Below are 25,115 nucleotides of genomic sequence, written 5' to 3'. Positions count from 1 at the left end.
GCCTCAGGAGGGGACAAGACATGAAACGCCTGCTCATCGCCGCGCTGATCGCCGGTACCGCCGCGCCGGTCGCGGCGCGCGAACCCGCCCCTCCGGCGGGCCTCACGCTCGACCGCGTCGTGCTGCTGATGCGCCACGGCGTCCGCCCGCCGACCAAGTCGCCGCCACTGCCCGAGGGCAGCGCGCGCGGCGCATGGCCGCAATGGCCCGTCGCTCCCGGCTATCTCACCCCGCACGGCCGCGCCGCGCTGGCCCGCGTTGCGACCTACGACCGCGCGCGCTGGACCGCCGCCGGTCTGCTCCCGCGCCGGGGCTGCGCGCGCATCCGCATCGTCGCCGACAGCGACCAGCGGACGATCGAAACCGCGCGCACCTACGCCGCCGGTCTCGCCCCCGGCTGTCCGGTCGCCCCCGAGCACAAGCCGCAGGATGTCGTTGACCCCTTGTTCTCGCCGATCGACGCAGGCGCGACGCCGTTCGACGCGGAGCAGGCGCGCGCCGCGGTGCTCGCCGCCGCCGGTCCCGACGGCATCGCTGCCGAGGAACGCCGCCTCGCCCCGTTGCTGACGCGGCTCGACGTCATCCTCTGCGGCAAGCCCACGCCCGGTTGCGGCATCGCCGCCACGCCGACCGGCCTCGCCCCCGCCCGGCCCGGCAAGCGCCCCAAGCTCACCGGCGCGCTCGACCGCGCCTCGACCGCGGCGCAGGTGCTGCTGCTCGAATATGCCGACGGCAAACCGATGCCCGAAGTCGGTTGGGGTCGCGCGACGCCCGCCGACATCGGCCGCCTGTCGGCGCTGCACAGCAGCGAATTCCGCCTGCTCGCCCGCCCGCGCTACGTCGCCCGCGCCAATCTCGCGCTGCTCGCGCCGCTGATCGCCGATTCGCTCGCCGGCGACGATGGCGCGGCGGTGACGATGATCTCGGGCCACGACACCAATATCGCCAGCCTCGGCGGGTTGCTCGACCTGCACTGGCGCGTCCCCGGCCTTGCCGCCGACGATCCGTCGCCGGGCGGCGCGATCGTCCTCGAACGGCTGCGCGACGCCAGCGGCGGCCGCTACGTCCGCGCGCTCTACCGGTCGCAGACGCTCGCCCAGATCCGCAGCGCCGCGCCGCTCACCGCACCTTATGTCGCGATACTGCCGATCCCCGGCTGCACGGCGCGCGGCGTCGCCGGCCTGTGCACCCTGGCGGACTTCCGCAAGACGCTGCTGCGCTAGCGCCCGGTCGCCCGATCGCCCGGCGTGCGCAGCGTCGCGAGGAAGCGCGGCAGCAGTCCGGTCACGCGCAATGCCGGCAGATAGGCCGCCGACTCGCAAGAGGCGCGACTGCGTTCGATATTGTCGCAGCGCGCAATCCCGCCCCCAGCCGAGCGCGGCAATGCCCGGTCGAGCCGCCGCCGCTCCGCCGCGGGCAGCGAATCGCGGAAGTCGTCGAGCCGTTGCAACCGCTCGCCCGCGGGCAAGGCGACGAATCGCGCCGGCAGCGCCGGGACGGCCGGCGCCGCGAGCAGCAGGGACCATAGAAAAGCCAAATCCGCCTCCATGTTCGCTCCCGGACCGCAACGATAACACGATCCGGGGCGGTGAACAGGTCAGTCGGCGGCGGCGTGCGTCGGCGGCGTCGCGATCAGCCCGGGCGCTTCGGCGACGAACCGGTCGAGCACGCCGTCAGCGATCTTGATCGGCCCATCGAACCGCGTCGCGCCGGGGATCGACGGGATCGCCGCCGCTTCGGCCGCCAGCCGCTTGGCATCGGCGAAATAGCGCGTTGCGGCGCCGCTGCCGCGCTTCGCCGCGTCGAGCCCCGCCGCGGTCAGCTGCAGCGCGCGGCCCCAGCTTTGCAGCGCATCGAGCCACGGCCGCGCCTGCGCGGCGAAGGCGGGATCGACCGTGCCCGAACGGATGATGTCCGACGCACCCGCCAGCGCATCGGCGCGCTGCTCCAGGTCGGCGATCGCCGCCTGCCGTGCCGCCGCGTCGCCCTCGGCCAGCGTCTCGCGCACGCCGTCGAGCAGCGCCTTGAGCTGCGGCGCCTGCGGCTGCCACGGCTGGCTGCCGAACGTCGGCGCCATATGCTGCGTGTCGAAGAACAGCAGCAGCGCCGCGGTCGCCTGCTCGTCGCCGCCGGCGAGGTCGCGCGCCGCGGCGTGCCAGGTCAGCGTCGGGTCGTAATCCCGGTCGTTCCACGCGAAGGCGGCGACGCCGGTCACCGCGACGCGGCTTGGCGCTTCCTGGTTCATCGGGTTGGACAGGATGCCGGTCAGCTCGCCCGATAGCCCCGCCTCGCGCCGGTCATAGGGCGCGAGCAGCAGCCGCCCGGTGGTCTGGGCGTAATCGTTGACCGGGTAATTGTCCCACAGCAGCGTCTTGCGGCCGAACGCCTTGGTCGCCGCCTTGGCGTCGGGGATCGAGATCGCGGGCGGCACCACGTCGGTGCCGGTCCATTGCATGACGATGCGCGGGTCGAGGTGCTGGCGCAGCGCCGCCTTGTACGGCGTTTCCTTGGCGTCGTAATATTCGGTCGGCACCATGATCAGCGGCCGCGCCTTGGCGTCCTTGGCGGTCAGGTCCTTCTGCACGATGTTGAGCAATTGCGCCTGCGCGACGCCTGCCGCCTGCGCGCCGGACGGGCCGAAGGCGGCGGTGTCGCGCGTACAATTCCATTTGGTATATTCGATGTCGTCGAGCGCGACGTAGAAACTGTCGATGCCGATCGCGCGCAACGCGTCGAACTTGCGCTCCAGCGCCGCGGCGTCGGCGGGGTCGGAGAAGCAGACGCTCGGCCCCGGCGAGATCGCATAGACGAAGTCGACGTGATTGCGCCGCGCCGTCGCCGCCAGCGCGCCGAGCGCGCTCAGCGTCGCGGCGGGGTAGGGCTCGCGCCAGCGCGCGCGCGCGAACGGATCGTCCTTGGGGCTGTAGACATAGGTGTTCGCCTTGACGCTGGCGAGGAAGGCGAGGTGCTTGGTACGATCCGCCATCGTCCATGGCGCGCCGTAGAAGCCCTCGATCGTGCCGCGGATCGGCATCGCCGGATGATCCTGGATCACCAAGGCCGGCACGCTCGGCCGCCGGGCGAGCTGGCGGAAGGTCTGCGCGGCGTGGAACAGGCCATCGGCGTCATGACCGGCAAGCGTGATCAGGCTGCCCCTGCCGATCGCGAGGCTGGCGATCGTATAGCCCTCGGCATGGCCGTCGAGCGTCGTGCCGCTGCGCGCGAGCGCGTCGCGGATCACGCCGGCGTCGCCGGTGCCGAGGACGACATAGGTCCGGTCGAGCGTCGCCGGCACGGCGCGGGCGGTGGCGATCGTGGTGACGCCGGCGGCGGTGAGGATGCCGCGGATCAGCGCGACCGTCTCGCCCTGCGTCCCCGGCGCGACCACCAGCACCACCGAATCGCCCAACGTCACCGTGCCGCTGCCGAGCGCGATCGACGCGGGCGCGGGGAAGATCGCCGGCAGCGTCGCCGGCTCGGCCGCGCCCGCCGCGGTGGCGAGCCCCGCCAGCGTGGCGGCCAAGGCGGCATATCGGCCGATCCCACCCCTGCGTCGCGTCATCCTGTGCCTCCGGTATCCAATTGGTATTACGCAGGCTTAGGCAGATGTCGCGACCGCGGCAAGCCGCACGCCGTGCCGGCCCGCGTCGGGAAACGCTTCGTCACCCTCTTGATCGTATACGCTGCTGTCGCTAAGGGCGCGACAGCATCAAGAGTCGGGACGACGCCCGACACCAACCTGCTCCCGAGCAAGGTGGTGCCTCCATGCAGATGGAGGGATGTGGCCGGACCGGCAACCAACGGGATCACGCCACACGTCGCTTCGTCTCTGGTGCATCGAACCGGAAGAAGGACAGCGACGTGACCGACGCCCAGCAATTCGCCAGCGACAATTATGCCGGGATATGCCCCGAAGCGTGGCAGGCCATGGACCTGGCGAATCGCGGCTCCGCCAGCGCATATGGCGACGACGACTGGACGCAGCGCGCCTCGGACGCCTTCCGCGACCTGTTCGAGACCGAGTGCGAGGTGTTCTTCGCGTTCAACGGCACCGCCGCCAATTCGCTCGCGCTCGCCTCGCTCTGCCAATCCTATCACAGCGTGATCTGCTCGGCGCAGGCGCATGTCGAGACCGACGAATGCGGCGCGCCCGAATTCTTCTCGAACGGCTCCAAGCTGCTCGTCGCGCCGACCGACAGCGGCAAGCTCGATCCGCAGGCGATCCGCAAGCTGGCGACGGGGCGCGCCGACATCCACTTCCCCAAGCCGCGCGTCGTGACGATCACCCAGCCGACCGAGACGGGGCAGGTCTATACGATCGCCGAGGTGGCGGCACTGTCCGCGGTCTGTCGCGAACTCGGGCTGCGTCTGCACATGGACGGCGCGCGGTTCGCGCATGCCTGCGCGACCTTGGGGTGCAGCCCGGCGGACATCACGTGGCGCGCCGGCGTCGACGTATTGTGTTTCGGCGGCACCAAGAACGGCATGGCGGTCGGCGAGGCGGTGCTGTTCTTCGATCCCGCGCTGGCGCAGGATTTCGACTATCGCTGCAAACAGGCGGGGCAACTCGCCTCGAAGATGCGCTTCCTGTCCGCGCCCTGGGTCGGGCTGCTGGAAAGCGGCGCGTGGCTGAGCAACGCCGCACATGGCAACGCCTGCGCCGAACGGCTCGCGGCGGCGGTTGCCGATTTGTCCGGCGTTGACCTGATGTTCCCGGTCGAGGCGAATGCCGTTTTCCTCACCGCGCCCGACACGGTGCTCGACGGCCTGCGCGAGCGCGGGTGGCGCTTCTACACCTTCATCGGCGGCGGCGCGCGGTTCATGTTCGCCTGGGATGCCGTTCCGGCGCGCGTCGACGCCCTGATCGCCGACCTGCGCGCCGTCGCGGGGGATGCGAGCGCGGACGCCTTCGCCTGCGCGGCTGCCTGAGCCGGATACGACAAGGGCCGGAGCGTCGCCGCTCCGGCCCTTAGTACCGCGACGCTGGTCGCGATTACTTCGAGCGTTCGACCTGTTCGAAGTCGAGCTCGACCGGGGTGGCGCGACCGAAGATCGACACCGACACCTTGACCTTCGACTTGTCGAAATCGAGTTCCTCGACGATGCCGTTGAAGCTCGCGAACGGACCTTCGAGCACCTTGACCGCGTCGCCGATCTCGTAATCGACCTTGACCTTGGTCTTCGGCGCCGCGGCGGCCTCTTCCTTGCTGTTGAGCATGCGCGCGGCCTCGGCCTCGCTGATCGCCTGCGGCTTGCCCATGCTGCCGAGGAAGCCGGTCACCTTGGGCGTGTTCTTGACGAGATGGTAGACGTCGTCGTTCATGTTGAGCTTGGCGAGGACATAGCCCGGCATGAACTTGCGTTCGACCGCGATCTTCTTGCCGCGGCGGGCCTCGGTCACCGTCTCGGTCGGCACCTCGATCTGCTCGACGAGCTGATCGAGGCCGAGCCGGGTCGCCTCGGCCATGATCGCGTCGCGGACCTTGCCCTCGAAGCCCGAATAGGCGTGAATGATGTACCAGCGCGCCATTGGAAAACCCTTACTTCGCGAGCTTGAGCAGCGCCTGGACGACCGCGTTGAAGAACGTGTCGACGCCCAGGAAGAACAGCGCGAGGATCGTGGTCATGATGACCACCATGATGCCCGTCATGACCGTCTCGCGCCGGGTCGGCCAGACGACCTTCTTGGTCTCGGCCTGCACCTGACGGATGAATTCGATGGGGGTCGTCTTCGCCACTGTTTTTTCTCAAAACCCGCTGGAATCACGAAAATCCGTGTCGCTGAAGGCATAAGGCCGCTGCCGCTTCCCTCATGTGGGGAACCGGCGTGGCCCGTCCTCAGCTGTCGGATGGCCTGCGCAGATAGCCGCGCGGGCCGGTAAAGGCAAGTCCGCCGGGATGCGCGACGCCGACGCGCCCGCAGCGCCGGTCAATGACCGTAGGTCTTGATGCCGCGCCGCCGCAGCTTCTCACGCTTGCGCTTGCGCAAATATACGATCAGCGCCGGTACGCCGATCAGCAGCAACACGCCGATAATGGCATAAACAAGCGTAAATCGTGTGGCCTCGTCCATGGTCGCTTTATAGCAGGACGATTGTCGGCGTCACCGCCAATATGACAAAAAATTCATTGCGATGGAGCAAGGTCCGGCCGACGCGTGGCGGGCGGGACTGGCAGGAGTGCACGGACTCGAACCGTGGGCCCTCGGTTTTGGAGACCGATGCTCTACCAACTGAGCTACACTCCTGCAGCGCCGCGCCCTCTACCGCCTTGCGAAAAAAAGGGCAAGACGATCCTGCGCGATCGTCATCGCACGGGTGACGGCCGGCCGTCATCTCATTATGGGACGGTAACGAACGGTCACGGGAGACGACGGTTGGCGAAGATCATGGCGGCGGGTGCGGCACTGGCGCTGGCATGTCTGCCCGCGGTCGGCATCGCCGCCGATCCGGTCGCGGCGCCCGAGCTGGGGGCCAATCTCGAACGCTTCACCTATCCCTGGCCGGTGCAGACGATGACCTTCGACGTCGTCGGCCAGCCCGCGACGATGGCCTTCATGGACATCGCGCCGGCACGCCCGAACGGCCGCAGCGTGGTGCTGCTCCACGGCAAGAACTTCTGCGGCGCGACGTGGGAAAGCAGCGCGCGGGCGCTCGCCAACGCCGGCTATCGCGTCCTCGTCCCCGACCAGATCGGCTTCTGCAAATCCGCCAAGCCGCGCGCCGCGCAATATAGCTTCGAGATGCTGGCCTCGTTCACCCGCCGGCTGATGGAGGCGCGGGGCATCCCCCGCGCTGCCATCGTCGGCCATTCCTTCGGCGGCATGCTCGCGATGCGCTTCGCGATCCTCTATCCCGACGCGGTCGAGCGGCTGGTGCTGGTCAATCCGCTCGGCCTCAAGGATCGGTCGGAGGAGGGGCTGCCGTACGTCGACGTCGACACTTTGTGGGCGGGCGAGCGCAAGGCGAGCTATGCCTCGATCAAGGCCTATCAGCAGCAGAATTACTATCACGGCACCTGGAAGCCCGCCTACGACCGCTGGGTATGGATGCTCGCGGGCATGTACCAGGGGGCAGGGCGCGACGCGGTGGCGCTCGCCCAGGCCAAGACCAGCGAGATGATCAAGACGCAGCCGGTCGCGCACGAATTGTATCGCCTGAAGCCGCCGACGACGCTGCTCATCGGCACGCTCGATCGCACCGCTTTCGGACGGGCGCAGACGCCGTCCAATTTGCGCCAGTTCCTCGAGGCGATCCCGGTCGTCGCCCGCAAGGCGGTGACGCAGATGCCCAACGCGACGCTGGTCCCGCTCGACGGGCTCGGCCATTCGCCGCAGGTCGAGGATCCCGCGCGATTTGAAAAGGTGCTGCTCGCCACGCTCGCCCGGCGCTAGCCGGCGCGGGTGCGGAAGGGGCGCCCCGTTGACCCGCGCCCCGACTCTGCGTATAGGCCCGCCCCGTCTGTCGGAGCGATCCGGCGGACATGCTTGAACATTGCTGGATGCAAAGTTGTGGGGCCGGGGTGGTGCATGCGCCGCCATCCGTCCCTTTTTGTATTCCGAAGTGCTGTGAAGGCTCCAGCAAAGTAACCCACATACGAGGTGAAGGCTTCATGCCGACGATCAACCAGCTGGTCCGCAAGGGCCGCGACCCGCAGAAGGCCAAGTCGAAGGTCCCTGCGATGGAGCAGAACCCGCAGAAGCGCGGCGTCTGCACCCGCGTCTACACGACGACCCCGAAGAAGCCGAACTCGGCGCTGCGCAAGGTGGCCAAGGTCCGCCTGACGAACAGCCGCGAAGTCATCAGCTACATTCCGGGCGAAGGCCACAACCTTCAGGAGCACTCGGTGGTCCTGATCCGCGGCGGTCGTGTGCGCGATCTTCCCGGCGTCCGCTACCACGTCCTGCGCGGCGTGCTCGATACGCAGGGCGTCAAGGATCGCCGTCAGTCCCGCTCCAAGTACGGCGCCAAGCGTCCGAAGTAAGCCGGTTGGCCCCGTCGCTCGGGGCTCGACCATCAGGCTGAAGTTAGAAAGGTTTTTGAAATGGCACGTCGTCGTCGTCCCGAAAAGCGGGTCATCCTGCCTGATCCCAAGTTCGGGGATGAGGTTCTCTCCAAGTTCATGAATTCGGTCATGCTCGACGGCAAGAAGTCCGTCGCCGAACTGATCGTCTACGGTGCGCTCGAAACCGTCGAAAGCCGCGCCAAGCGCGAGCCGATCGGCGTGTTCCACGATGCGCTCAACAACATCAAGCCGGGCATCGAAGTGCGCTCGCGCCGCGTCGGTGGTGCGACCTACCAGGTCCCCGTCGAGGTCCGTCCGGAGCGCGCCCAGGCGCTGGCGATCCGCTGGCTGATCACTGCCGCCCGTGCGCGCAGCGAGAACACCATGTCGGCCCGCCTGTCGGGCGAGCTGATGGATGCCGCCAACAACCGCGGCAACGCGGTGAAGAAGCGCGAAGACACGCACCGCATGGCCGAAGCCAACCGCGCCTTCTCGCATTATCGCTGGTAGGTGATTATATAGGCGGCGAGGAGGCGGCGGATGGCGACGATACCCGATACATCGGACGACGACATCCGCCGCCTTAATCGCGATTCTGCGAAGCTCGAAGCCGAAACGCGAAAGCTGATGGCGGAAGCCGGCAAGCGCACCGCCGAAGAATACAAACTTCTGGCGGAGCGCTTGAAGCTGGAGCGGGATAGAATGATTTCGCCCTGGCTGCTTCTCGCCCAGGGTCTGGTGGCAGGCGCCGCGCTCGTGGGGGCCGGCGCCGCGCTTGCCAAAATGCTGATCGGCTAGACAGCCGGCCTGCCTACTACCACTCAAGTCCGAAGGACCACGATCATGGCCCGCAGCCATCCGCTCGACCGCTACCGCAACATCGGCATCATGGCGCACATTGACGCCGGCAAGACGACCACGACCGAGCGCATCCTCTATTACACCGGCAAGTCCTACAAGATCGGCGAAGTGCACGAAGGCACCGCGACGATGGACTGGATGGAGCAGGAGCAGGAGCGCGGGATCACGATCACGTCTGCCGCAACGACGTGCTTCTGGTCGGCTGAAGAGGGCAAGGGCCCCGAGCACCGCATCAACATCATCGACACCCCCGGCCACGTCGACTTCACCATCGAAGTCGAGCGTTCGCTGCGCGTGCTCGACGGTGCTGTCGCCTGCTTCGACGGCGTCGCCGGCGTCGAGCCGCAGTCCGAGACCGTGTGGCGCCAGGCCGACAAATACGGCGTGCCGCGCATGTGCTTCGTCAACAAGCTCGACCGCACCGGTGCTGATTTCTACTTCTGCGTCGATTCGATCATCGAGCGCCTGGGCGCGCGTCCGGCCGTGCTCTATCTGCCGATCGGCATCGAGGGTGGCTTCAAGGGCCTCGTCGACCTGGTCGAGAACCGCGCGATCGTGTGGCTCGAGGAGAGCCTGGGCGCCAAGTTCGAATATCAGGACATCCCTGCGGACATGGCCGACAAGGCCGCCAAGTATCGCAGCGAGCTGATCGAAATGGCCGTCGAGCAGGACGACGACCTCATGGAGGCGTATCTCGAAGGCAACGAGCCGTCGGTCGCCGACCTCAAGAAGCTGATCCGCAAGGGTACGCTCGGCATGGCGTTCGTGCCGGTCGTCTGCGGCTCGGCGTTCAAGAACAAGGGCGTTCAGCCCCTGCTCGACGCGGTCGTCGACTATCTGCCGTCGCCGCTCGACGTGCCGGCGATCAAGGGCGTCAAGCTCGACGGCGAGACGCCGGACGAGCGTCCTTCGGACGACACCGCGCCGTTCTCGGCGCTGGCGTTCAAGATCATGAACGATCCCTTCGTCGGCACGCTCACCTTCGCGCGCATCTATTCGGGCAAGCTCGAGGCGGCGTCGCAGGTGACCAACTCGGTCAAGGACAAGAAGGAAAAGGTCGGCCGTATGCTGCTGATGCATGCGAACGACCGCGAGGACATCCAGGTGGCCTATGCCGGCGACATCGTCGCGCTGGCGGGTCTCAAGGATACCACGACCGGCGACACGCTCTGCGCGATCAACGCTCCGATCATTCTCGAGCGGATGGAATTCCCCGAGCCCGTGATCGAGCTGTCGGTGGAGCCGAAGACCAAGGCCGACCAGGAGAAGATGGGCGTCGCGCTCAATCGTCTCGCCCGCGAGGACCCGTCGTTCCGCGTCTCGTCGGACGCCGAATCGGGCCAGACGATCATCAAGGGGATGGGCGAGCTCCACCTCGAGATCCTCGTCGACCGCATGAAGCGCGAGTTCAAGGTCGAGGCCAACGTCGGCGCGCCGCAGGTGGCCTATCGCGAATATCTCGCGAAGAAGGTCGACATCGACTACACCCACAAGAAGCAGTCGGGTGGTTCGGGTCAGTTCGGTCGCGTCAAGCTGACGGTCGTCCCCGGCGAGCGTGGCTCGGGCTTCCAGTTCTTCGACGAGGTCAAGGGCGGCAACATCCCGAAGGAGTATATCCCCTCCGTCGAGAAGGGCATGCGCGAGACTGCCGAGACGGGTTCGCTGATCGGCTTCCCGATCATCGACTTCGAAGTGCATCTGTACGACGGCGCCTACCATGACGTCGATTCGTCGGCGCTGGCGTTCGAAATCTGCGCGCGTGGCGCGATGCGCGAAGCGGCCCAGAAGGCCGGCATCAAGCTGCTCGAGCCGATCATGAAGGTCGAGGTCGTCACCCCCGAGGATTATCTCGGCGACGTCATCGGCGACATGAACAGCCGTCGTGGCCAGATCCAGGGCACCGACAGCCGCGGCAACGCGCAGACGGTCGAGGCGATGGTGCCGCTGGCGAACATGTTCGGCTACGTGAACCAGCTCCGCTCGTTCACCCAGGGCCGCGCGCAGTACAGCATGCAGTTCTCGCACTACGACGAGGTTCCGACCAACGTCGCCGACGAGATCAAGGCGAAGATGGCCTAAGGCACACGGGGTCAAGGCGACTTGACCCCGAGATGCCGAAGGGTCTCCCACCCGCGCTTAACGCCGGCGAGAGCCGGGCTTAGGCTGCGGGCAGGGGCTGGCGTTACCAATCATCTACCGCTAAAGGGCCGCGTTCGCGTGGCCCCGGCGGCACCGAATTCGAATCAGAAGGTAGGAAAATGGCTAAGGCAAAATTCGAGCGGAACAAGCCGCATCTCAACATCGGTACCATCGGCCACGTCGACCATGGCAAGACGTCGCTGACCGCCGCGATCACCAAGGTGCTGGCAGAGACGACCGGCGGCACTGCGGTCGACTTCGCGAACATCGACAAGGCTCCCGAAGAGCGCGAGCGCGGCATCACCATCTCGACCGCGCACGTCGAGTATGAGACGACCAACCGCCACTATGCGCACGTCGATTGCCCGGGCCACGCCGATTATGTGAAGAACATGATCACCGGCGCCGCGCAGATGGACGGCGCGATCCTGGTCGTGTCGGCCACCGACGGCCCGATGCCGCAGACCCGCGAGCACATCCTGCTCGCTCGTCAGGTCGGCGTGCCGGCGATGGTCGTGTTCATGAACAAGGTCGATCTGGTCGACGACGAGGAAATCCTCGAGCTGGTCGAGCTGGAAATCCGCGAGCTGCTCAGCTCGTACGAATTCCCGGGCGACGATATCCCCATCATCAAGGGTTCGGCGACCTGCGCGCTGTCGGGTTCGAACGACACGTTCGGCAAGGACGCCGTGCTCGAGCTGATGAAGCAGGTCGACGAATATATCCCGCAGCCGGAGCGTCCGCTCGACAAGCCGTTCATGATGCCGATCGAGGACGTGTTCTCGATCTCGGGTCGCGGCACGGTCGTCACGGGCCGCGTCGAGACGGGCATCGTCAAGGTCGGTGAGGAAGTCGAGATCGTCGGTATCCACCCGACCGTCCGCAAGACCACCGTCACCGGCGTCGAGATGTTCCGCAAGCTGCTCGACCAGGGCCAGGCCGGCGACAACGTCGGTGCGCTGATCCGTGGCGTTGCGCGCGACGAAGTCGAGCGCGGCCAGGTGCTCTGCAAGCCCGGCTCGATCAAGCCGCACACCGACTTCCAGTCGGAAGTGTACGTGCTGTCGAAGGAAGAGGGTGGCCGTCACACGCCGTTCTTCGCCAACTATCGTCCGCAGTTCTACTTCCGCACGACGGACGTGACCGGCACCGTCGAGCTGCCCGAGGGCACCGAGATGGTCATGCCCGGCGACAACATCTCGCTCGGCATCAAGCTGATCGCGCCGATCGCCATGGACGTCGGCCAGCGCTTCACCATCCGTGAGGGCGGTCGTACCGTCGGCGCGGGCGTCGTGAGCGAAATCGCCAAGTAAGATCAGGTCCGGCGCCCCGGCGCCGGTCCGATCGAAAAACAGCGGCCCGGCTCTCCAAAAAAGGAGAGTCGGGCCGTTGCTATTTAATGAGGGCTCCTTTAAGGGCGCTCCTCCAAGTTTTACTGAGTTACGGCTCTTTCTCGTCGTCGTGCTGCATCCGTCATAACGGGCAGCCGATCTCATCCCGCCGGTCCAGCACCAGCGGCACGAGTCCTCCGCCTACCGGCGGTGGAGACGGCCGGGGTCGTGCTCCTTCGCATCGGTAGGGATCATGGACAGCAATATCCGCATTCGCCTCAAGGCGTTCGATCATCGTGTGCTCGACCAGGCGACCGGCGACATCGCCGACACCGCGCGCCGCACCGGCGCGCTCATCCGCGGTCCGATTCCGCTTCCGACCCGCATCGAGAAGTTCACCGTCAACCGCGGTCCGCACATCGACAAGAAGTCGCGCGAGCAGTTCGAGGTCCGCACCTACAAGCGCATGCTCGACATCGTGCAGCCGACCCCGCAGACCGTCGACGCGCTGATGAAGCTCGACCTCGCCGCAGGCGTTGACGTCGAGATCAAGCTGGCCTGATTCAGGCCAGCGCGCCTTTAGCCCCCGCGAAGGCGGGGGTGCCTGTTGACGCAGTCAACAGGTTGGCGTAATGGCCCGCATCCCGCGGTTGACGTGAGTCCCGCGGGTTTGCTGTTTTCCGCCCAGGCGGAGCAGCGGTTCGGGCCCTTCGCCACGGCGGAGTACCTGACAGACACGAGATACCGCCGGCCGCTTCGGTTGCCGGGCCAGCGTCTCCCGTCATGTTCCCGGCAACGGGGGCGACCAGCCCGGGACGGGGCGACGTAGCTACAATCGGGTTGGATGGCGCCTTTAGCGAGGCGCCGCACGCACGTACGGGAATGGTCCCGGGCGTGCCTCTGTAATGGAGTAATGGATCATGCGCACTGGCGTGATCGCGAAGAAAATGGGTATGACCCGCCTGTTCCAGGATGATGGCCGCCACGTGCCGGTCACCGTCCTGCAGCTCGAAGGCCTCCAGGTCATTGCCCGTCGCGAACAAGATCGTGATGGCTACACTGCCGTTCAGCTCGGTGCTGGCGTCGCAAAAGCCAAGAATGTCGCCAAGCCGCAGCGCGGCCACTTCGGCAAGGCCGAAGTCGAGCCCAAGGCGGTCGTCGCCGAATTCCGCGTCAGCGAGGACAACCTCCTCGACGTCGGTGCGGAAATCTCGGCCGAGCATTTCGTCGCCGGTCAGCTGGTCGATATCCAGGGTCGTACTCAGGGTAAGGGCTTCGCCGGCGGCATGAAGCGCTGGAACTTCAAGGGTCTGCGCGCGACGCACGGCGTTTCGGTCTCGCACCGTTCGCTCGGTTCGACCGGTCAGCGCCAGGATCCGGGCAAGGTCTTCAAGAACAAGAAGATGGCCGGCCACATGGGCGACCGCAACCGCACGCAGCAGAACCTCGAGATCGTCGGCACCGACGCCGAGCGCGGCCTCATCTTCGTCAAGGGTTCGGTCCCTGGGTCGAAGGGCGGCTGGCTGTTCGTCAAGGACGCGGTCAAGGTCAAGGCGCATGCCGAGGCACCCTATCCCGCCAGCCTGAAGCAGGCTGCCAACAGCAACACCGTAGCCGACACGCCCGCCGAGACGAGCGCGCCGGAAGCTACCGACGGCCAGGAGGGCTGAACGTGAAGGTCAAGGTTCAATCCTTCGCCGGCACCGCTGCGGCGGACGTCGAGCTCAACGACGAGGTCTTCGGCCTCGATCCGCGCGCCGATATCCTGCACCGCGTGGTCACCTGGCAGCTCGAGAAGCGTCGCGAGACGGCTCGTGGCACCCGCGAGCGTGCGGACGTCGCGCGCACCGGCAAGAAGTTCGGTCGCCAGAAGGGTGGCGGTACGGCACGTCACGGCGATCGCCGCGCTCCCGTCTTCATCGGCGGTGGTAAGGCTCACGGCGCCCGCGTCCGCGACTTCAACCCGGGTCTGAACAAGAAGATTCGCGCCCTCGGTCTCAAGATGGCTCTGTCGAGCCATGCCAAGGCCGGCTCGCTGATCATCATGGACAGCATCGTGGTCGAGAACAACAAGACCAAGACGCTGGTCGGCGATCTCGCCAAGGTCGGCTTCGGCAAGTCGGCGCTGGTCATCGACGGTGACACCGTCGAGACGAGCTTCGCCCTCGCTGCCGGCAACCTGCACGAGATCAACGTCCTGCCGGCGGCAGGTGCCAACGTCTATGACATCCTGAAGGCTGACACGCTGGTCCTGACCCGCGCGGCGGTCGAGAAGCTGGAGGCTCGCTTCAATGGCTAAGCAGCAGAAGGCCGTCGACAACCGTCACTATGACGTGATCGTCGCGCCGCACATCACCGAAAAGGCGACCTTGCTCTCCGAGCATAACGCCGTCGTGTTCAAGGTCGCGAACGACGCGACCAAGCCCGAGATCAAGGCTGCCGTCGAGGCTCTCTTCGACGTCACCGTGACCGGCGTGAACACGATCGTCCAGAAGGGCAAGACCAAGAAGTGGAAGGGCGCTCCTTACCAGCGCTCCGACATGAAGAAGGCCATTGTCACCCTGAAGGACGGCCAGTCCATCGACGTGACGACGGGGATCTAAGGGTCATGGCACTCAAGCATTACAACCCGACGAGCCCGGCCCGCCGCGGCCTGATCCTCGTCGACAAATCCGCGCTCTACAAGGGCAAGCCGGTCAAGGCGCTTACCGAAGGCAAGCGCAAGACCGGTGGTCGCAACAACAAGGGTCATGTGACCAGCCGCGGCATCGCCGGCGGTCACAAGCAGAAGTATCGCTACGTCGACTTCAAGCGTCGCAAGTGGGACGTCGAAGGCACTGTCGAGCGTCTGGAATATGACCCCAACCGCACCGCGTTCATCGCGCTGGTGAAGTATGCCGACGAAGAGCTGGCCTACATCATCGCGCCGCAGCGTCTGGCGCCGGGCGACAAGGTCCTCGCGGCCAAGAAGACCGACACCAAGCCGGGCAACGCCATGGAGCTGGGCCAGGTGCCCGTCGGTACCATCGTCCACAATGTGGAGATGAAGCCGGGCAAGGGTGGTCAGATCGCGCGTTCGGCCGGCACCTATGTGCAGGTCGTCGGTCGTGACCGCGGCATGGTCATCGTCCGCCTCAACTCGGGCGAGCAGCGCTACATCCGTGGCGAGTGCATGGCGACGGTCGGTGCGGTGTCGAACCCGGACAACCAGAACCAGAACCTCGGCAAGGCCGGGCGTTCGCGCTGGATGGGCAAGCGTCCGCTGACCCGCGGCGTCGCCAAGAACCCGGTCGACCATCCGCACGGCGGTGGTGAAGGCCGGACCTCGGGCGGCCGTCATCCGGTTACGCCTTGGGGCAAGCCGACCAAGGGTGCTCGCACCCGTCACAATAAGTCGACCGACAAGATGATCATCCGGTCGCGTCATTCGACTAAGAGGAAGGGCTAACCATGGCTCGTTCAGTCTGGAAGGGCCCGTTCGTCGAACTGAGCCTTCTGAAGAAGGCGGAAACCGCGCAGGATGCCGGTGGCCGCGCGCCGATCAAGACCTGGTCGCGTCGTTCCACCATCCTGCCGTCGTTCGTCGGCCTCACGTTCAACGTCTACAACGGCCGCAAGTTCGTGCCGGTGTCGGTCAATGAAGACATGGTCGGCATGAAGCTGGGTGAGTTCGCGCCGACGCGCTATTTCCCCGGCCACGCCGCTGACAAGAAGGGCAAGCGCTGATGAGCAAGCCTGTATCCCCCCGCAAGGTCGGCGAGAAGGAAGCGCTTGCCGTCGCGACGCAGATCCGTGGTTCGGCGCAGAAGCTGAACCTGGTCGCGGCGCTGATCCGCAACAAGCCGGTCGGCGATGCGATGAGCATCCTTCAGTTCTCGACCAAGGCGATGGCGATCGACGCGCGCAAGGTGCTGGCCTCGGCCATCGCCAACGCCGAGAACAACCACAACCTCGACGTCGACGCGCTCGTCGTCGCCGAGGCCTCGGTCGGCAAGTCGATCACCATGAAGCGCTTCGCGACCCGCGGCCGTGGCAAGTCCACCCGCATCTTGAAGCCGTTCAGCCGTCTGCGCATCGTCGTGCGCGAGCAGGAAGAAGCATAATGGGTCACAAGAGCAACCCCATCGGCATGCGGCTCCAGATCAACCGGACCTGGGACAGCCGCTGGTTCGCGGAAGGCCATGATTATGGCCAGCTGCTGCTGGAGGATCTGAAGATCCGCGCCTTCATCATGAAGACGCTGCCGCAGGCCGCCATCTCCAAGGTCGTCATCGAGCGTCCGGCCAAGCTGTGCCGTATCTCCATCTTCGCTGCCCGTCCCGGTGTCATCATCGGCAAGAAGGGCTCGGATATCGAGAAGCTGCGCAAGACGATCGGCGCGATGACCAAGTCCGACGTGTCGCTGAACATCGTCGAGATCCGCAAGCCGGAGATCGACGCCAAGCTCGTCGCGCAGGGCATCGCCGACCAGCTCGAGCGTCGTATCGCCTTCCGCCGCGCCATGAAGCGTGCGGTGCAGTCGGCGATGCGCCTGGGTGCCGACGGCATCCGCGTCGCCTGCGGCGGCCGTCTCGGCGGCGCCGAGATCGCGCGTTCGGAGAGCTATCGCGAAGGTCGGGTTCCGCTGCACACGCTGCGCGCGAACATCGATTATGCCGAGGCCCAGGCCCACACGTCCTATGGCGTGTGCGGCGTGAAGGTCTGGGTCTTCAAGGGCGAGATCCTCGGCCATGACCCGATGGCGCAGGACCGGCTGATGATGGAGGCTCAGACCTCCGGCGTCCGCCCGGCCCGCGACGACCGTCGTTAAGGACTGACACGACATGTTGCAGCCAAAGCGCACCAAATTCCGCAAGGCCTTCAAGGGCCGCATCCATGGCGACGCCAAGGGTGGCACCAGCCTCAACTTCGGGTCGTACGGCCTGAAGGCGATGGAGCCGGATCGGATCACCGCACGCCAGATCGAGGCGGCCCGCCGCGCGATCACGCGTCACATCAAGCGCCAGGGGCGTTTGTGGATCCGTATCTTCCCGGACGTCCCCGTCTCGTCGAAGCCGGCCGAAGTCCGCATGGGCTCGGGCAAGGGTTCGCCCGAGTTCTGGGCCGCCCGCGTCAAGCCGGGCCGGATCCTGTTCGAGCTCGACGGCGTCGAAGGCAAGATTGCCGCTGAGGCATTCGAGCGCGCCGCGATGAAGCTCCCGATCAAAGTCAAGGTCGTCGCCCGCCTGGGTGACACCAGCCACCTCGGAGGCGAGTGATAATGGCCAAGTCCGATTTTCTTAGCCAGAGCGACGATCAGCTGTCCGAAAGCCTCGGCCAGCTGAAGCGCGAGCAGTTCAACCTCCGCTTCCAGGCGGCGACGAACCAGCTCGAGAAGCCGAGCCGCGTCAAGGAAGTCCGTCGCGACATCGCGCGGATCAAGACCCTCCAGGCGCAGCGCACCAGCGCCGCGGCTGCCAAGTAAGGAACATCAGATGCCGAAGCGCGTGCTGACCGGACTGATCGTGTCCGACAAGGGCGACAAGACGGTGGTCGTGAACGTGGAGCGCAAGGTCAAGCACCCGCTCTACGGCAAGATCATCCGTCGCTCGAAGAAGTACCACGCCCATGACGAGGCGAACGAGTACAAGCAGGGCGAAACCGTGCGGATCGAAGAGACCGCACCGATCTCCAAGCTGAAGACCTGGAAGGTCGTCGATCGGGTGAACACCCATGCGACGCCCGAGCGGGTCGACGTCGACGCATAATTCGCCGCCGGCTTCGGCCGGCGGATGAAGATGGCGGGGCTTGCGTCCTGCCAGCGGAGTGGTTACAGGGCCGCTCCCCCGGTGCAGTCCGCTGCGCCGGGGTCGTTATTTTAGGCGGGGCTGGGTCGGTATCCACCCCATGAGCAGAGAAGGAAGATGGATCGATGATCCAGATGCAATCCAATCTCGACGTCGCTGACAACAGCGGCGCGAAGCGGGTTCAGTGCATCAAGGTGCTGGGCGGTTCGAAGCGTCGTACCGCCACGGTCGGCGACATCATCGTCGTCAGCATCAAGGAAGCACAGCCCCGCGGCAAGGTGAAGAAGGGTGACGTGCATCGCGCCGTCATCGTCCGCACCGCCAAGGACATCCACCGTGCCGATGGCTCGACCATCCGCTTCGACGGCAACGCCGCCGTCCTGGTCAACAAGAACGAGGAGCCGATCGGCACCCGTATCTTCGGCCCGGTCGTGCGCGAGCTGCGTGGCAAGAAGCACATGAAGATCATCTCTCTCGCTCCCGAGGTGCTGTAATGGCCGCCGCGAAGATCAAGAAGGGTGACCAGGTCATCGTCCTGTCCGGCAAGGACAAGGGCAAGACCGGCACCGTGACCCTGGCGATGCCGAAGGACGGCAAGGTCGTCGTCGGCGGCGTCAACGTCGCGACGCGTCACCGCAAGCCGACCCAGGCGAACCCGCAGGGCGGTCTCGAGAAGATCGAGGCGCCGCTGCACATCTCGAAGGTCGCGCACGTGACCGCCGACGGCAAGCCCACCCGCGTTCGTTTCGAAACGCAGGACGGCAAGAAGGTCCGCGTGGCCGTGAAGACGGGGGACAAGATCGATGGCTGATGCAGCCTACAAGCCCCGCATGAAGGGCATCTACGAAGACACGATCGTCAAGGCGATGGTCGAGAAGTTCGGCTATAAGAACGTCAACGAGATCCCCCGGATCGAGAAGATCGTCCTCAACATGGGCGTCGGCGAGGCCACCCAGGACAAGAAGCGCGTCGATCAGGCCGCTTCCGAAATGGAGCTGATCGCCGGCCAGAAGCCCGTGATCACCAAGGCGAAGAAGTCGATCGCGCAGTTCAAGCTGCGTGAAGGCATGCCGATCGGCGTGAAGGTCACCCTTCGCCGCGAGCGCATGTACGAATTCCTCGACCGTTTCATCACGATCGCTCTTCCCCGCGTCCGCGATTTCCGCGGCCTCAACCCGAAGAGCTTCGACGGCCGTGGCAATTATGCCTGCGGCATCAAGGAGCAGATCGTGTTCCCCGAGATCAACTATGACCGCATCGACAAGGTGCGCGGCATGGACGTGATCGTTACCACCACGGCGAAGACCGACGACGAGGCGCGCGAGCTGCTCCGTCTCTTCGGTTTCCCGTTCCCTCAGCCCGAGGCTGAGCAGCAGAAGCAGGCTGCGTGAGCAGCCTCGCTTTCCTGAAGTAAGGAAGAGAGCTTAAGTCCATGGCGAAACTGAGTTCGATCAACAAGAATGAGCGTCGCAAGAAGCTTGTGAAGCAATATGCTCCCAAGCTCGCGAAGCTGAAGGCGATGGCGAATGACCAGAGCCTCGACGAGAGCGAGCGTCTGATCGCTCGCCTCAAGATGGCGGAATTGCCGCGCAACGCGAACCCCACCCGCATCCGTAACCGGTGCGAGATCACGGGCCGCCCGCGCGCGTACTACCGCAAGTTCCGTCTCGCCCGCGTGATGCTCCGTGATCTGGCCAATAAGGGCATGATCCCCGGTCTCACCAAGTCGAGCTGGTAAGGATTCATCATGGCAGTGACCGATCCCCTGGGTGATTTGCTCACCCGCATCCGCAACGGCCAGCGCGCGAAGAAGGACTCCGTCCTTTCGCCGGCGTCGAAGCTGCGCATCCGCGTGCTCGACGTGCTGCAGCGCGAGGGCTATATCCGTGGCTATAGCGACGAGCAGATGGGCCCCGCAGCGGGCGTCCGCATCGAGCTGAAGTATTTCGAGGGCCAGCCGGCGATCAAGCACGTCGCCCGCGTCTCGAAGCCCGGCCGCCGCGTCTATTCCGGCTCGCAGGAACTTCCCCGCGTCCGCAACGGCCTCGGCATCACCATCGTCTCGACGCCGCGTGGCGTTCTGTCCGACGCGGAAGCGCGCGAGCAGAATGTCGGCGGCGAAGTGCTCGCGGAGGTCTTCTGATGAGCCGCATTGGTAAGAAGCCGATCGCTTTGCCGGCCGGCGTGACCCCGACGATCAACGACGGCATCATCAGCGTGAAGGGCCCCAAGGGCACCCTCACCATGCCGCTCCGCGACGAGATCAGCTACACGCTCGAGGACGGCGGCATCCAGGTGCAGCCGGCCAACGACACCAAGCGCGCGCGCGCGTTCTGGGGCATGCAGCGGACCATGGTGCAGAACCTGGTCACCGGCGTGACCGACGGCTTCACCAAGAAGCTGCTGATCACCGGCGTCGGCTATCGCGCCGCCGCGCAGGGTCGTAACCTCAAGCTGCAGCTCGGCTACAGCCACGACGTCAACATCGACGTGCCGGAAGGCATCGAGGTCAAGACGCCGGACGCGACGACCGTCGAGATCAGCGGTTCCGACAAGCAGAAGGTCGGCCAGCTGGCCGCCGAGATCCGTCAGTGGCGCAAGCCCGAGCCGTACAAGGGCAAGGGCATCAAGTACGACGGCGAGTTCATCTTCCGCAAGGAAGGGAAGAAGAAGTAATGACCAAGGGTCTCTCTCTTTTCGCGAAGCGCCGTCGGCGCAATCGTACCGCGCTGAAGGCACGTTCGGGCACCCGTCCGCGGCTGTCGATCCATCGCTCGGGCAAGCACATGTATGCCCAGGTGATCGACGACGTCGCCGGCAAGACCGTCGCTTCGGCTTCGACGCTGGAAAAGGACGTGCGCGACACGTCCGGCGCCAACATCGCGGCGGCGACCGCAGTCGGCACCCGCGTGGCGGAAGCGGCGAAGGCCGCCGGCGTGACGCAGGTCGTGTTCGATCGTGGCGGCTTCCTGTTCCACGGCCGCGTCAAGGCGCTGGCTGAAGCGGCGCGTGCCGCCGGATTGGAGTTCTAATATGGCTGACGAGAACAACGTGCAGCCCGCAGCGGCTGAAGGCGCTCCCCAGGAGGCCAATTCGGCGCCGCAGGGCGGCCAGCAGGGCGGCTTCGGCGGTCCGGGCGGCGGTCGCGGCGGCCCGCCGCGCGGCGGTCGTGGTGGCGGCGGCGGTGGCCGTGGCCCCGGCGGCCCCGGTGGCAATCGCGGTGGTCGTGACGGCGGTCGCGGTCGCGACAACCGTGGCGGTCGTCCCGGTCAGGACGACGGCGGCGAAGAGCTGATCGAGAAGCTGGTTCACATCAACCGCGTCTCGAAGACGGTGAAGGGCGGCAAGCGCTTCGGCTTCGCAGCACTCGTCGTCGTCGGCGACGGCAAGGGCCGCGTCGGCTTCGGTCACGGCAAGGCGCGCGAAGTGCCGGAAGCCATCTCCAAGGCCACTGCGGCCGCGAAGAAGGCGATGGTTCGCGTTCCCCTGAAGGACGGTCGTACGCTGCATCACGACGGCAACGGTCACTTCGGTGCCGGTCGCGTGACGCTCCGTTCGGCGCCGCAGGGCACCGGCATCATCGCGGGTGGCCCGATGCGCGCCATCTTCGAGAGCCTCGGCGTTGCCGACGTGGTGACCAAGTCGGTCGGCACGTCCAATCCCTACAACATGATCCGCGCCACGTTCGAGGCACTGGGTGAGCAGACTTCGCCGAAGTCGGTCGCGCAGCGTCGTGGCAAGAAGATCGCCGACCTGCTCGGCCGCGGTGGTTCGCAGACCGCCGAGGCGGACGCAGCGGCCGTCGTGGAGTAACTGACATGGCGACGATCAAGATCAAGCAGACCGGTTCGCCGATCCGCCGCACCAAGGATCAGCGCGCGACGCTGATCGGCCTCGGCCTCAACAAGATGCACAAGGTCTCGGAGCTGGAAGACAGCCCCGAGGTCCGCGGGATGATCCGCAAGGTTGCACATATGATCGAGGTGCAGGGCTGATACGTCGTCCGTCACCCCGGACTTGATCCGGGGTCCAGCTCCTTTCGTTTTGGAAGAAGCGGGACCCCGGCTCTTCGGCCGGGGTGACGGAACGGTGGCGATCCCGACCTAGTGACAAATACGGGGAAGGGGGCTAAGCGGCCCCCTTCCTTTTTCCATCAGCGCGACAAAAGCGAAAGCGAGTGCATATCATGAAGCTCAACGAACTCCGCGACAACCAGGGTGCCCGCAAGTCCAAGATCCGCGTCGGACGCGGCATCGGCTCGGGCAAGGGCAAGACCGCCGGCCGCGGCCAGAAGGGTCAGAAGAGCCGCGAGGGCGTCAGCATCGCCGGCTTCGAAGGCGGCCAGATGCCGCTCCACATGCGTCTGCCCAAGCGCGGCTTCAACAACATCTTCGCCAAGGATTATGCCGAGGTGAACACCGGCGCGATTCAGAAGGCGATCGACGCGGGCAAGCTGTCGACCGACGGCACGATCGACCAGGCGGCGCTGAAGGCGGCCGGTCTCGTTCGTGGCGGCAAGGACGGCGTCCGTCTGCTCGCCAAGGGTGAACTGACCACCAAGCTCGCCTTCCATGTCGCCGGCGCTTCGGCGGGTGCGCGCGCGCAGGTCGAGAAGACCGGCGGCTCGCTCGACATCCCGACGGTCGTCCCGGCCGCCGAGAAGGCCGCCGCCAAGAAGGGCGTGCAGTACAAGGCGCGCCAGGAGAAGAAGGCGTCGTTCAAGGCGTAACTTTGGGTGCCCCCGCCGCGCGCGGGGGTACAAAGCGCCGGACCGATTAGACAAGGCGCGCCTAGCGCCTATATGAGCGGCGGGGCGGTTCAAACGCATCCCGCCGTTTTTGTTTCCAGGACACACGCATGGCATCCGCAGCCGATCAGATGGCGCAAAGCATCAGCCTCGCGAAATTCGCGCAGGCGACCGACCTCAAGAAGCGCTTGTGGTTCACGATCGGCGCGCTGATCGTCTTCCGGCTGCTGAGCTACGTGCCGCTGCCGGGCATCGACCCGACCGCCCTCGGCCTGCTTAGCCAGCGCACCACGGGCGGCGTGCTCGACTTCTTCAACACCTTCTCGGGCGGTTCGCTCAGCCGCATGTCGCTGATCGCGCTCGGCGTGATGCCCTATATCACCGCCTCGATCGTCGTGCAGCTGTCGACCTCGCTGTCGCCGCAGCTCGCCGCGATCAAGAAGGAAGGCGAATCGGGCCGCAAGAAGCTCAACCAATACACCCGCTACGGCACGGTCGCGCTGACCGCGATCCAGGGCTATTTCATCGCCGTCGGGCTGGAAGCGCTCAGCGCCAGCAACGGCCTCGCCGCGGTGATCGAGCCGGGCATGACCTTCCGCATCGCCGCGGTCGTCTCGCTGATCGGCGGCACGATGTTCCTGATGTGGCTGGGCGAGCAGATCACCAGCCGCGGCATCGGCAACGGCGTCAGCCTCATCATCATGGCCGGCATCGTCGCGCATCTGCCGACGACGCTCGTCAACCTGCTCGAAGGCGGCCGGTCGGGTTCGATCGACGCGGTGCGGCTGATCGGCATCATCATCGCGGTCGTCGCGCTGATCCTGTTCATCTGTTTCATGGAGCGCGCGCAGCGCCGCATCCTGATCCAATATCCCAAGCGCCAGACGCAGCGCGGCATGCAGGCCGACCGCAGCCATCTGCCACTCAAGATCAACACTGCGGGCGTGATCCCGCCGATCTTCGCCTCGTCGCTGCTGCTGATGCCGCTGACCATCAGCCAGTTCGCCGGCCAGCGCGTTGCCGGCCAGTCGAAATGGGGTGACTTCATCATCACCCTCAACCAATATCTGGCGCATGGCCAGCCGGTGTACATGGCGCTCTACGCCGCCGGCATCATCTTCTTCTCGTTCTTCTACACCGCCGTCGTCTTCAATCCCGAAGAGACCGCGGACAACCTCAAGCGCTATGGCGGGTTCATCCCCGGCATCCGCCCGGGCAAGAATACCGAGAATTACTTCGACTATGTGCTGACCCGCATCACCGTGATCGGCGCGGCCTATCTGACGATCATCTGCCTGTTGCCCGAATATCTGGTGTCGGCGCTGTCGATTCCCTTCTATCTCGGCGGCACCAGCCTGCTGATCGTCGTCAACGTGACGATGGACACGGTGACGCAGATCCAGAGCCATCTGCTCGCGCATCAATATGGCGATCTCATCAAGAAGGCGAAGCTGAAGGGCGGGCGTCTCCGCTAACTTCGGACCAGGTCCACGAGCCAAACAGGGAGAGCTCGCGTGAACATCATCCTTCTCGGACCGCCAGGGGCGGGCAAGGGCACCCAGGCGCAGCGGCTGATGGCGGCGCGCGGGATGCAGCAATTGTCGACCGGCGACATGCTGCGCGCCGCGGTCAAGGCGGGGACGCCGGTCGGCCAGCAGGCCAAGGCGGTGATGGAGGCGGGCGAGCTCGTATCGGACGCGATCGTCTCCGCCTTGATCGGCGAGCGGCTCGACCAGGGCGTCGGGGGCGGCGCGATCTTCGACGGCTATCCGCGCACCGCCGCCCAGGCCGCCGCACTCGACGAACTGCTCGAAGCGCGCGGCCTGACGCTCGACCATGTCATCGAGCTGGAGGTCGACGAGGCCGCGCTGATCGAGCGCGTCGAGGGCCGCTACACCTGCGCCAATTGCGGCGAGGGCTATCATGACCGCTTCAAGCGCCCGAAGGTCGAGGGCGTCTGCGACGTCTGCGGCTCGACCGCGTTCAAGCGCCGCCCCGATGACAATGCCGAGACGGTGCAGACGCGCATGGCCGAATATCGCGCCAAGACCGCCCCGATCCTGCCGATCTATCAGGCGCGTGGATTGGTCGAGCGCGTCAACGGCATGGCCGACATCGACCACGTCTCGCAGGCGATCGCGGCGATCCTCGACGGGTAAGGGGGGGCGTGCGCCCACCCATTCATCGTCATCCCGGCGCAGGCCGGGACCCATGGTCGCGATGCGCGTGCGGTGGCGCGCTGTCATC

General features: G+C 66.0%; 36 protein-coding genes, 1 tRNA gene and 1 riboswitch. Of the genes, 31 read left to right on the top strand and 6 right to left on the bottom strand.

What is annotated here, in order from left to right; all coding sequences use genetic code 11:
* Window positions 1-20: 20 nt before the first annotated feature.
* Complete coding sequence (locus tag SFC76_RS14700; RefSeq protein ID WP_322850162.1) at window positions 21-1,223, top strand: histidine-type phosphatase; 1,203 nt, start codon at window positions 21-23, stop codon at window positions 1,221-1,223.
* Here the strand turns inward: SFC76_RS14700 and SFC76_RS14695 are convergent.
* Together SFC76_RS14695 and SFC76_RS14690 are read right to left on the bottom strand one after the other, a co-directional pair.
* The gene (locus SFC76_RS14695) at window positions 1,220-1,537 is read right to left on the bottom strand and encodes a hypothetical protein (protein ID WP_322850161.1); all 318 of its coding nucleotides are present in this window, start codon (window positions 1,535-1,537) and stop codon (window positions 1,220-1,222) included. The genes SFC76_RS14700 and SFC76_RS14695 overlap by 4 nt on opposite strands.
* Window positions 1,538-1,597: 60 nt before the next feature.
* A complete protein-coding gene (locus tag SFC76_RS14690) occupies window positions 1,598-3,562 on the bottom strand; it encodes a beta-N-acetylhexosaminidase family protein (protein ID WP_322850160.1) in 1,965 nt (654 codons plus the stop codon).
* 139 nt (window positions 3,563-3,701) lie between these two features.
* Window positions 3,702-3,811: riboswitch (SAM-I-IV-variant riboswitch) on the top strand.
* A 50-nt stretch (window positions 3,812-3,861) separates the two neighbouring features.
* Between SFC76_RS14690 and SFC76_RS14685 the strand changes: the two genes are divergently transcribed.
* Window positions 3,862-4,929, top strand: coding sequence for a low specificity L-threonine aldolase (locus SFC76_RS14685; RefSeq protein WP_322850159.1), 1,068 nt, complete (start codon window positions 3,862-3,864; stop codon window positions 4,927-4,929).
* Window positions 4,930-4,993: 64 nt separating this feature from the next.
* Here SFC76_RS14685 and nusG read toward each other — a convergent pair whose 3' ends face one another.
* The 4 genes from nusG to SFC76_RS14665 all read right to left on the bottom strand — a co-directional run bounded on the left by nusG (window position 4,994) and on the right by SFC76_RS14665 (window position 6,247).
* Window positions 4,994-5,530, bottom strand: a complete 537-nt coding sequence (gene nusG / locus SFC76_RS14680) for a transcription termination/antitermination protein NusG (protein ID WP_322850158.1) — start codon at window positions 5,528-5,530, stop codon at window positions 4,994-4,996.
* 10 nt (window positions 5,531-5,540) lie between these two features.
* On the bottom strand, window positions 5,541-5,738 hold the full coding sequence (gene secE, locus SFC76_RS14675; protein WP_322850157.1) for a preprotein translocase subunit SecE: 198 nt from the start codon (window positions 5,736-5,738) through the stop codon (window positions 5,541-5,543).
* 191 nt (window positions 5,739-5,929) lie between these two features.
* A complete protein-coding gene (locus SFC76_RS14670; RefSeq protein WP_322850156.1) occupies window positions 5,930-6,073 on the bottom strand; it encodes an LPXTG cell wall anchor domain-containing protein in 144 nt (47 codons plus the stop codon).
* Between the two features lie 98 nt (window positions 6,074-6,171).
* Window positions 6,172-6,247: transfer RNA gene (locus SFC76_RS14665), tRNA-Trp, on the bottom strand.
* Window positions 6,248-6,376: 129 nt separating this feature from the next.
* On the opposite strand from SFC76_RS14665, the gene SFC76_RS14660 reads away from it, so the two are divergent.
* From SFC76_RS14660 to SFC76_RS14520, 29 genes are all read left to right on the top strand, one after another.
* Window positions 6,377-7,393, top strand: coding sequence for an alpha/beta hydrolase (locus tag SFC76_RS14660; protein WP_322850155.1), 1,017 nt, complete (start codon window positions 6,377-6,379; stop codon window positions 7,391-7,393).
* Window positions 7,394-7,611: 218 nt separating this feature from the next.
* On the top strand, window positions 7,612-7,983 hold the full coding sequence (gene rpsL / locus SFC76_RS14655) for a 30S ribosomal protein S12 (protein WP_010185487.1): 372 nt from the start codon (window positions 7,612-7,614) through the stop codon (window positions 7,981-7,983).
* A gap of 60 nt (window positions 7,984-8,043) precedes the next feature.
* Window positions 8,044-8,514 carry a 30S ribosomal protein S7 gene (rpsG, locus tag SFC76_RS14650; protein WP_322850154.1) on the top strand — a complete coding sequence of 157 codons (471 nt, stop codon included), beginning with the start codon at window positions 8,044-8,046 and terminating at the stop codon, window positions 8,512-8,514.
* Between the two features lie 30 nt (window positions 8,515-8,544).
* Window positions 8,545-8,802 carry a hypothetical protein gene (locus SFC76_RS14645; RefSeq protein ID WP_322850153.1) on the top strand — a complete coding sequence of 86 codons (258 nt, stop codon included), beginning with the start codon at window positions 8,545-8,547 and terminating at the stop codon, window positions 8,800-8,802.
* Between the two features lie 45 nt (window positions 8,803-8,847).
* A complete protein-coding gene (fusA, locus tag SFC76_RS14640) occupies window positions 8,848-10,944 on the top strand; it encodes an elongation factor G (protein WP_322850152.1) in 2,097 nt (698 codons plus the stop codon).
* Between the two features lie 179 nt (window positions 10,945-11,123).
* On the top strand, window positions 11,124-12,317 hold the full coding sequence (gene tuf / locus SFC76_RS14635) for an elongation factor Tu (RefSeq protein ID WP_262828828.1): 1,194 nt from the start codon (window positions 11,124-11,126) through the stop codon (window positions 12,315-12,317).
* Between the two features lie 271 nt (window positions 12,318-12,588).
* Complete coding sequence (gene rpsJ / locus SFC76_RS14630; RefSeq protein ID WP_007406109.1) at window positions 12,589-12,897, top strand: 30S ribosomal protein S10; 309 nt, start codon at window positions 12,589-12,591, stop codon at window positions 12,895-12,897.
* A 358-nt stretch (window positions 12,898-13,255) separates the two neighbouring features.
* On the top strand, window positions 13,256-14,005 hold the full coding sequence (rplC, locus tag SFC76_RS14625; protein WP_322850151.1) for a 50S ribosomal protein L3: 750 nt from the start codon (window positions 13,256-13,258) through the stop codon (window positions 14,003-14,005).
* Window positions 14,006-14,007: 2 nt separating this feature from the next.
* On the top strand, window positions 14,008-14,634 hold the full coding sequence (gene rplD / locus SFC76_RS14620) for a 50S ribosomal protein L4 (protein ID WP_322850150.1): 627 nt from the start codon (window positions 14,008-14,010) through the stop codon (window positions 14,632-14,634).
* On the top strand, window positions 14,627-14,938 hold the full coding sequence (locus SFC76_RS14615; RefSeq protein ID WP_038663397.1) for a 50S ribosomal protein L23: 312 nt from the start codon (window positions 14,627-14,629) through the stop codon (window positions 14,936-14,938). The genes rplD and SFC76_RS14615 overlap by 8 nt, the downstream gene beginning before the upstream one ends.
* Before the next feature lie 5 nt (window positions 14,939-14,943).
* The gene (gene rplB, locus SFC76_RS14610) at window positions 14,944-15,783 is read left to right on the top strand and encodes a 50S ribosomal protein L2 (RefSeq protein ID WP_037534170.1); all 840 of its coding nucleotides are present in this window, start codon (window positions 14,944-14,946) and stop codon (window positions 15,781-15,783) included.
* A 2-nt stretch (window positions 15,784-15,785) separates the two neighbouring features.
* The gene (gene rpsS / locus SFC76_RS14605; RefSeq protein ID WP_017979490.1) at window positions 15,786-16,061 is read left to right on the top strand and encodes a 30S ribosomal protein S19; all 276 of its coding nucleotides are present in this window, start codon (window positions 15,786-15,788) and stop codon (window positions 16,059-16,061) included.
* Window positions 16,061-16,438, top strand: a complete 378-nt coding sequence (gene rplV, locus SFC76_RS14600) for a 50S ribosomal protein L22 (RefSeq protein WP_038663392.1) — start codon at window positions 16,061-16,063, stop codon at window positions 16,436-16,438. Before rpsS ends, rplV begins: the two co-directional genes overlap by 1 nt.
* Complete coding sequence (gene rpsC / locus SFC76_RS14595) at window positions 16,438-17,145, top strand: 30S ribosomal protein S3 (protein WP_037534164.1); 708 nt, start codon at window positions 16,438-16,440, stop codon at window positions 17,143-17,145. Before rplV ends, rpsC begins: the two co-directional genes overlap by 1 nt.
* 13 nt (window positions 17,146-17,158) lie before the next feature.
* Window positions 17,159-17,593, top strand: coding sequence for a 50S ribosomal protein L16 (gene rplP, locus SFC76_RS14590; RefSeq protein ID WP_037534163.1), 435 nt, complete (start codon window positions 17,159-17,161; stop codon window positions 17,591-17,593).
* A 2-nt stretch (window positions 17,594-17,595) separates the two neighbouring features.
* Window positions 17,596-17,799, top strand: coding sequence for a 50S ribosomal protein L29 (gene rpmC, locus SFC76_RS14585; RefSeq protein WP_038663387.1), 204 nt, complete (start codon window positions 17,596-17,598; stop codon window positions 17,797-17,799).
* Window positions 17,800-17,809: 10 nt separating this feature from the next.
* Entirely contained in the window at window positions 17,810-18,082 is a 273-nt protein-coding gene (gene rpsQ, locus SFC76_RS14580; RefSeq protein WP_037534161.1) for a 30S ribosomal protein S17, read from the top strand.
* 164 nt (window positions 18,083-18,246) lie between these two features.
* Window positions 18,247-18,615: a 50S ribosomal protein L14 gene (gene rplN / locus SFC76_RS14575; RefSeq protein ID WP_037534160.1), complete on the top strand. Its 369-nt coding sequence runs from the start codon at window positions 18,247-18,249 to the stop codon at window positions 18,613-18,615.
* A complete protein-coding gene (gene rplX / locus SFC76_RS14570) occupies window positions 18,615-18,932 on the top strand; it encodes a 50S ribosomal protein L24 (RefSeq protein WP_038663384.1) in 318 nt (105 codons plus the stop codon). Before rplN ends, rplX begins: the two co-directional genes overlap by 1 nt.
* Window positions 18,925-19,512 carry a 50S ribosomal protein L5 gene (rplE, locus tag SFC76_RS14565; RefSeq protein ID WP_038663381.1) on the top strand — a complete coding sequence of 196 codons (588 nt, stop codon included), beginning with the start codon at window positions 18,925-18,927 and terminating at the stop codon, window positions 19,510-19,512. Before rplX ends, rplE begins: the two co-directional genes overlap by 8 nt.
* A gap of 41 nt (window positions 19,513-19,553) precedes the next feature.
* Complete coding sequence (rpsN, locus tag SFC76_RS14560; protein ID WP_038663377.1) at window positions 19,554-19,859, top strand: 30S ribosomal protein S14; 306 nt, start codon at window positions 19,554-19,556, stop codon at window positions 19,857-19,859.
* Between the two features lie 9 nt (window positions 19,860-19,868).
* Window positions 19,869-20,264 (top strand): 30S ribosomal protein S8, encoded by a 396-nt coding sequence (gene rpsH / locus SFC76_RS14555; protein WP_037534152.1) that lies wholly within the window; start codon window positions 19,869-19,871, stop codon window positions 20,262-20,264.
* Complete coding sequence (gene rplF / locus SFC76_RS14550) at window positions 20,264-20,797, top strand: 50S ribosomal protein L6 (RefSeq protein ID WP_038663374.1); 534 nt, start codon at window positions 20,264-20,266, stop codon at window positions 20,795-20,797. The genes rpsH and rplF overlap by 1 nt, the downstream gene beginning before the upstream one ends.
* Complete coding sequence (gene rplR / locus SFC76_RS14545; protein ID WP_038663371.1) at window positions 20,797-21,153, top strand: 50S ribosomal protein L18; 357 nt, start codon at window positions 20,797-20,799, stop codon at window positions 21,151-21,153. The genes rplF and rplR overlap by 1 nt, the downstream gene beginning before the upstream one ends.
* Window position 21,154: 1 nt before the next feature.
* Complete coding sequence (gene rpsE, locus SFC76_RS14540; protein ID WP_038663369.1) at window positions 21,155-21,934, top strand: 30S ribosomal protein S5; 780 nt, start codon at window positions 21,155-21,157, stop codon at window positions 21,932-21,934.
* A gap of 5 nt (window positions 21,935-21,939) precedes the next feature.
* On the top strand, window positions 21,940-22,116 hold the full coding sequence (gene rpmD / locus SFC76_RS14535) for a 50S ribosomal protein L30 (protein ID WP_038663366.1): 177 nt from the start codon (window positions 21,940-21,942) through the stop codon (window positions 22,114-22,116).
* 191 nt (window positions 22,117-22,307) lie between these two features.
* Window positions 22,308-22,850 carry a 50S ribosomal protein L15 gene (gene rplO / locus SFC76_RS14530; RefSeq protein WP_322850149.1) on the top strand — a complete coding sequence of 181 codons (543 nt, stop codon included), beginning with the start codon at window positions 22,308-22,310 and terminating at the stop codon, window positions 22,848-22,850.
* 128 nt (window positions 22,851-22,978) lie between these two features.
* Complete coding sequence (gene secY / locus SFC76_RS14525) at window positions 22,979-24,343, top strand: preprotein translocase subunit SecY (protein ID WP_322850148.1); 1,365 nt, start codon at window positions 22,979-22,981, stop codon at window positions 24,341-24,343.
* A gap of 39 nt (window positions 24,344-24,382) precedes the next feature.
* On the top strand, window positions 24,383-25,027 hold the full coding sequence (locus SFC76_RS14520; protein ID WP_322850147.1) for an adenylate kinase: 645 nt from the start codon (window positions 24,383-24,385) through the stop codon (window positions 25,025-25,027).
* The last annotated feature ends 88 nt before the right edge of the window (window positions 25,028-25,115 follow it).

Origin of the sequence: Sphingomonas sp. CD22, from assembly GCF_034556155.1 — a bacterium.
Classification (GTDB): Bacteria; Pseudomonadota; Alphaproteobacteria; order Sphingomonadales; family Sphingomonadaceae; genus Sphingomonas.
Note: the sequence above shows the minus strand (reverse complement) of the source record. Positions and strands in the feature narration are given on the sequence as shown.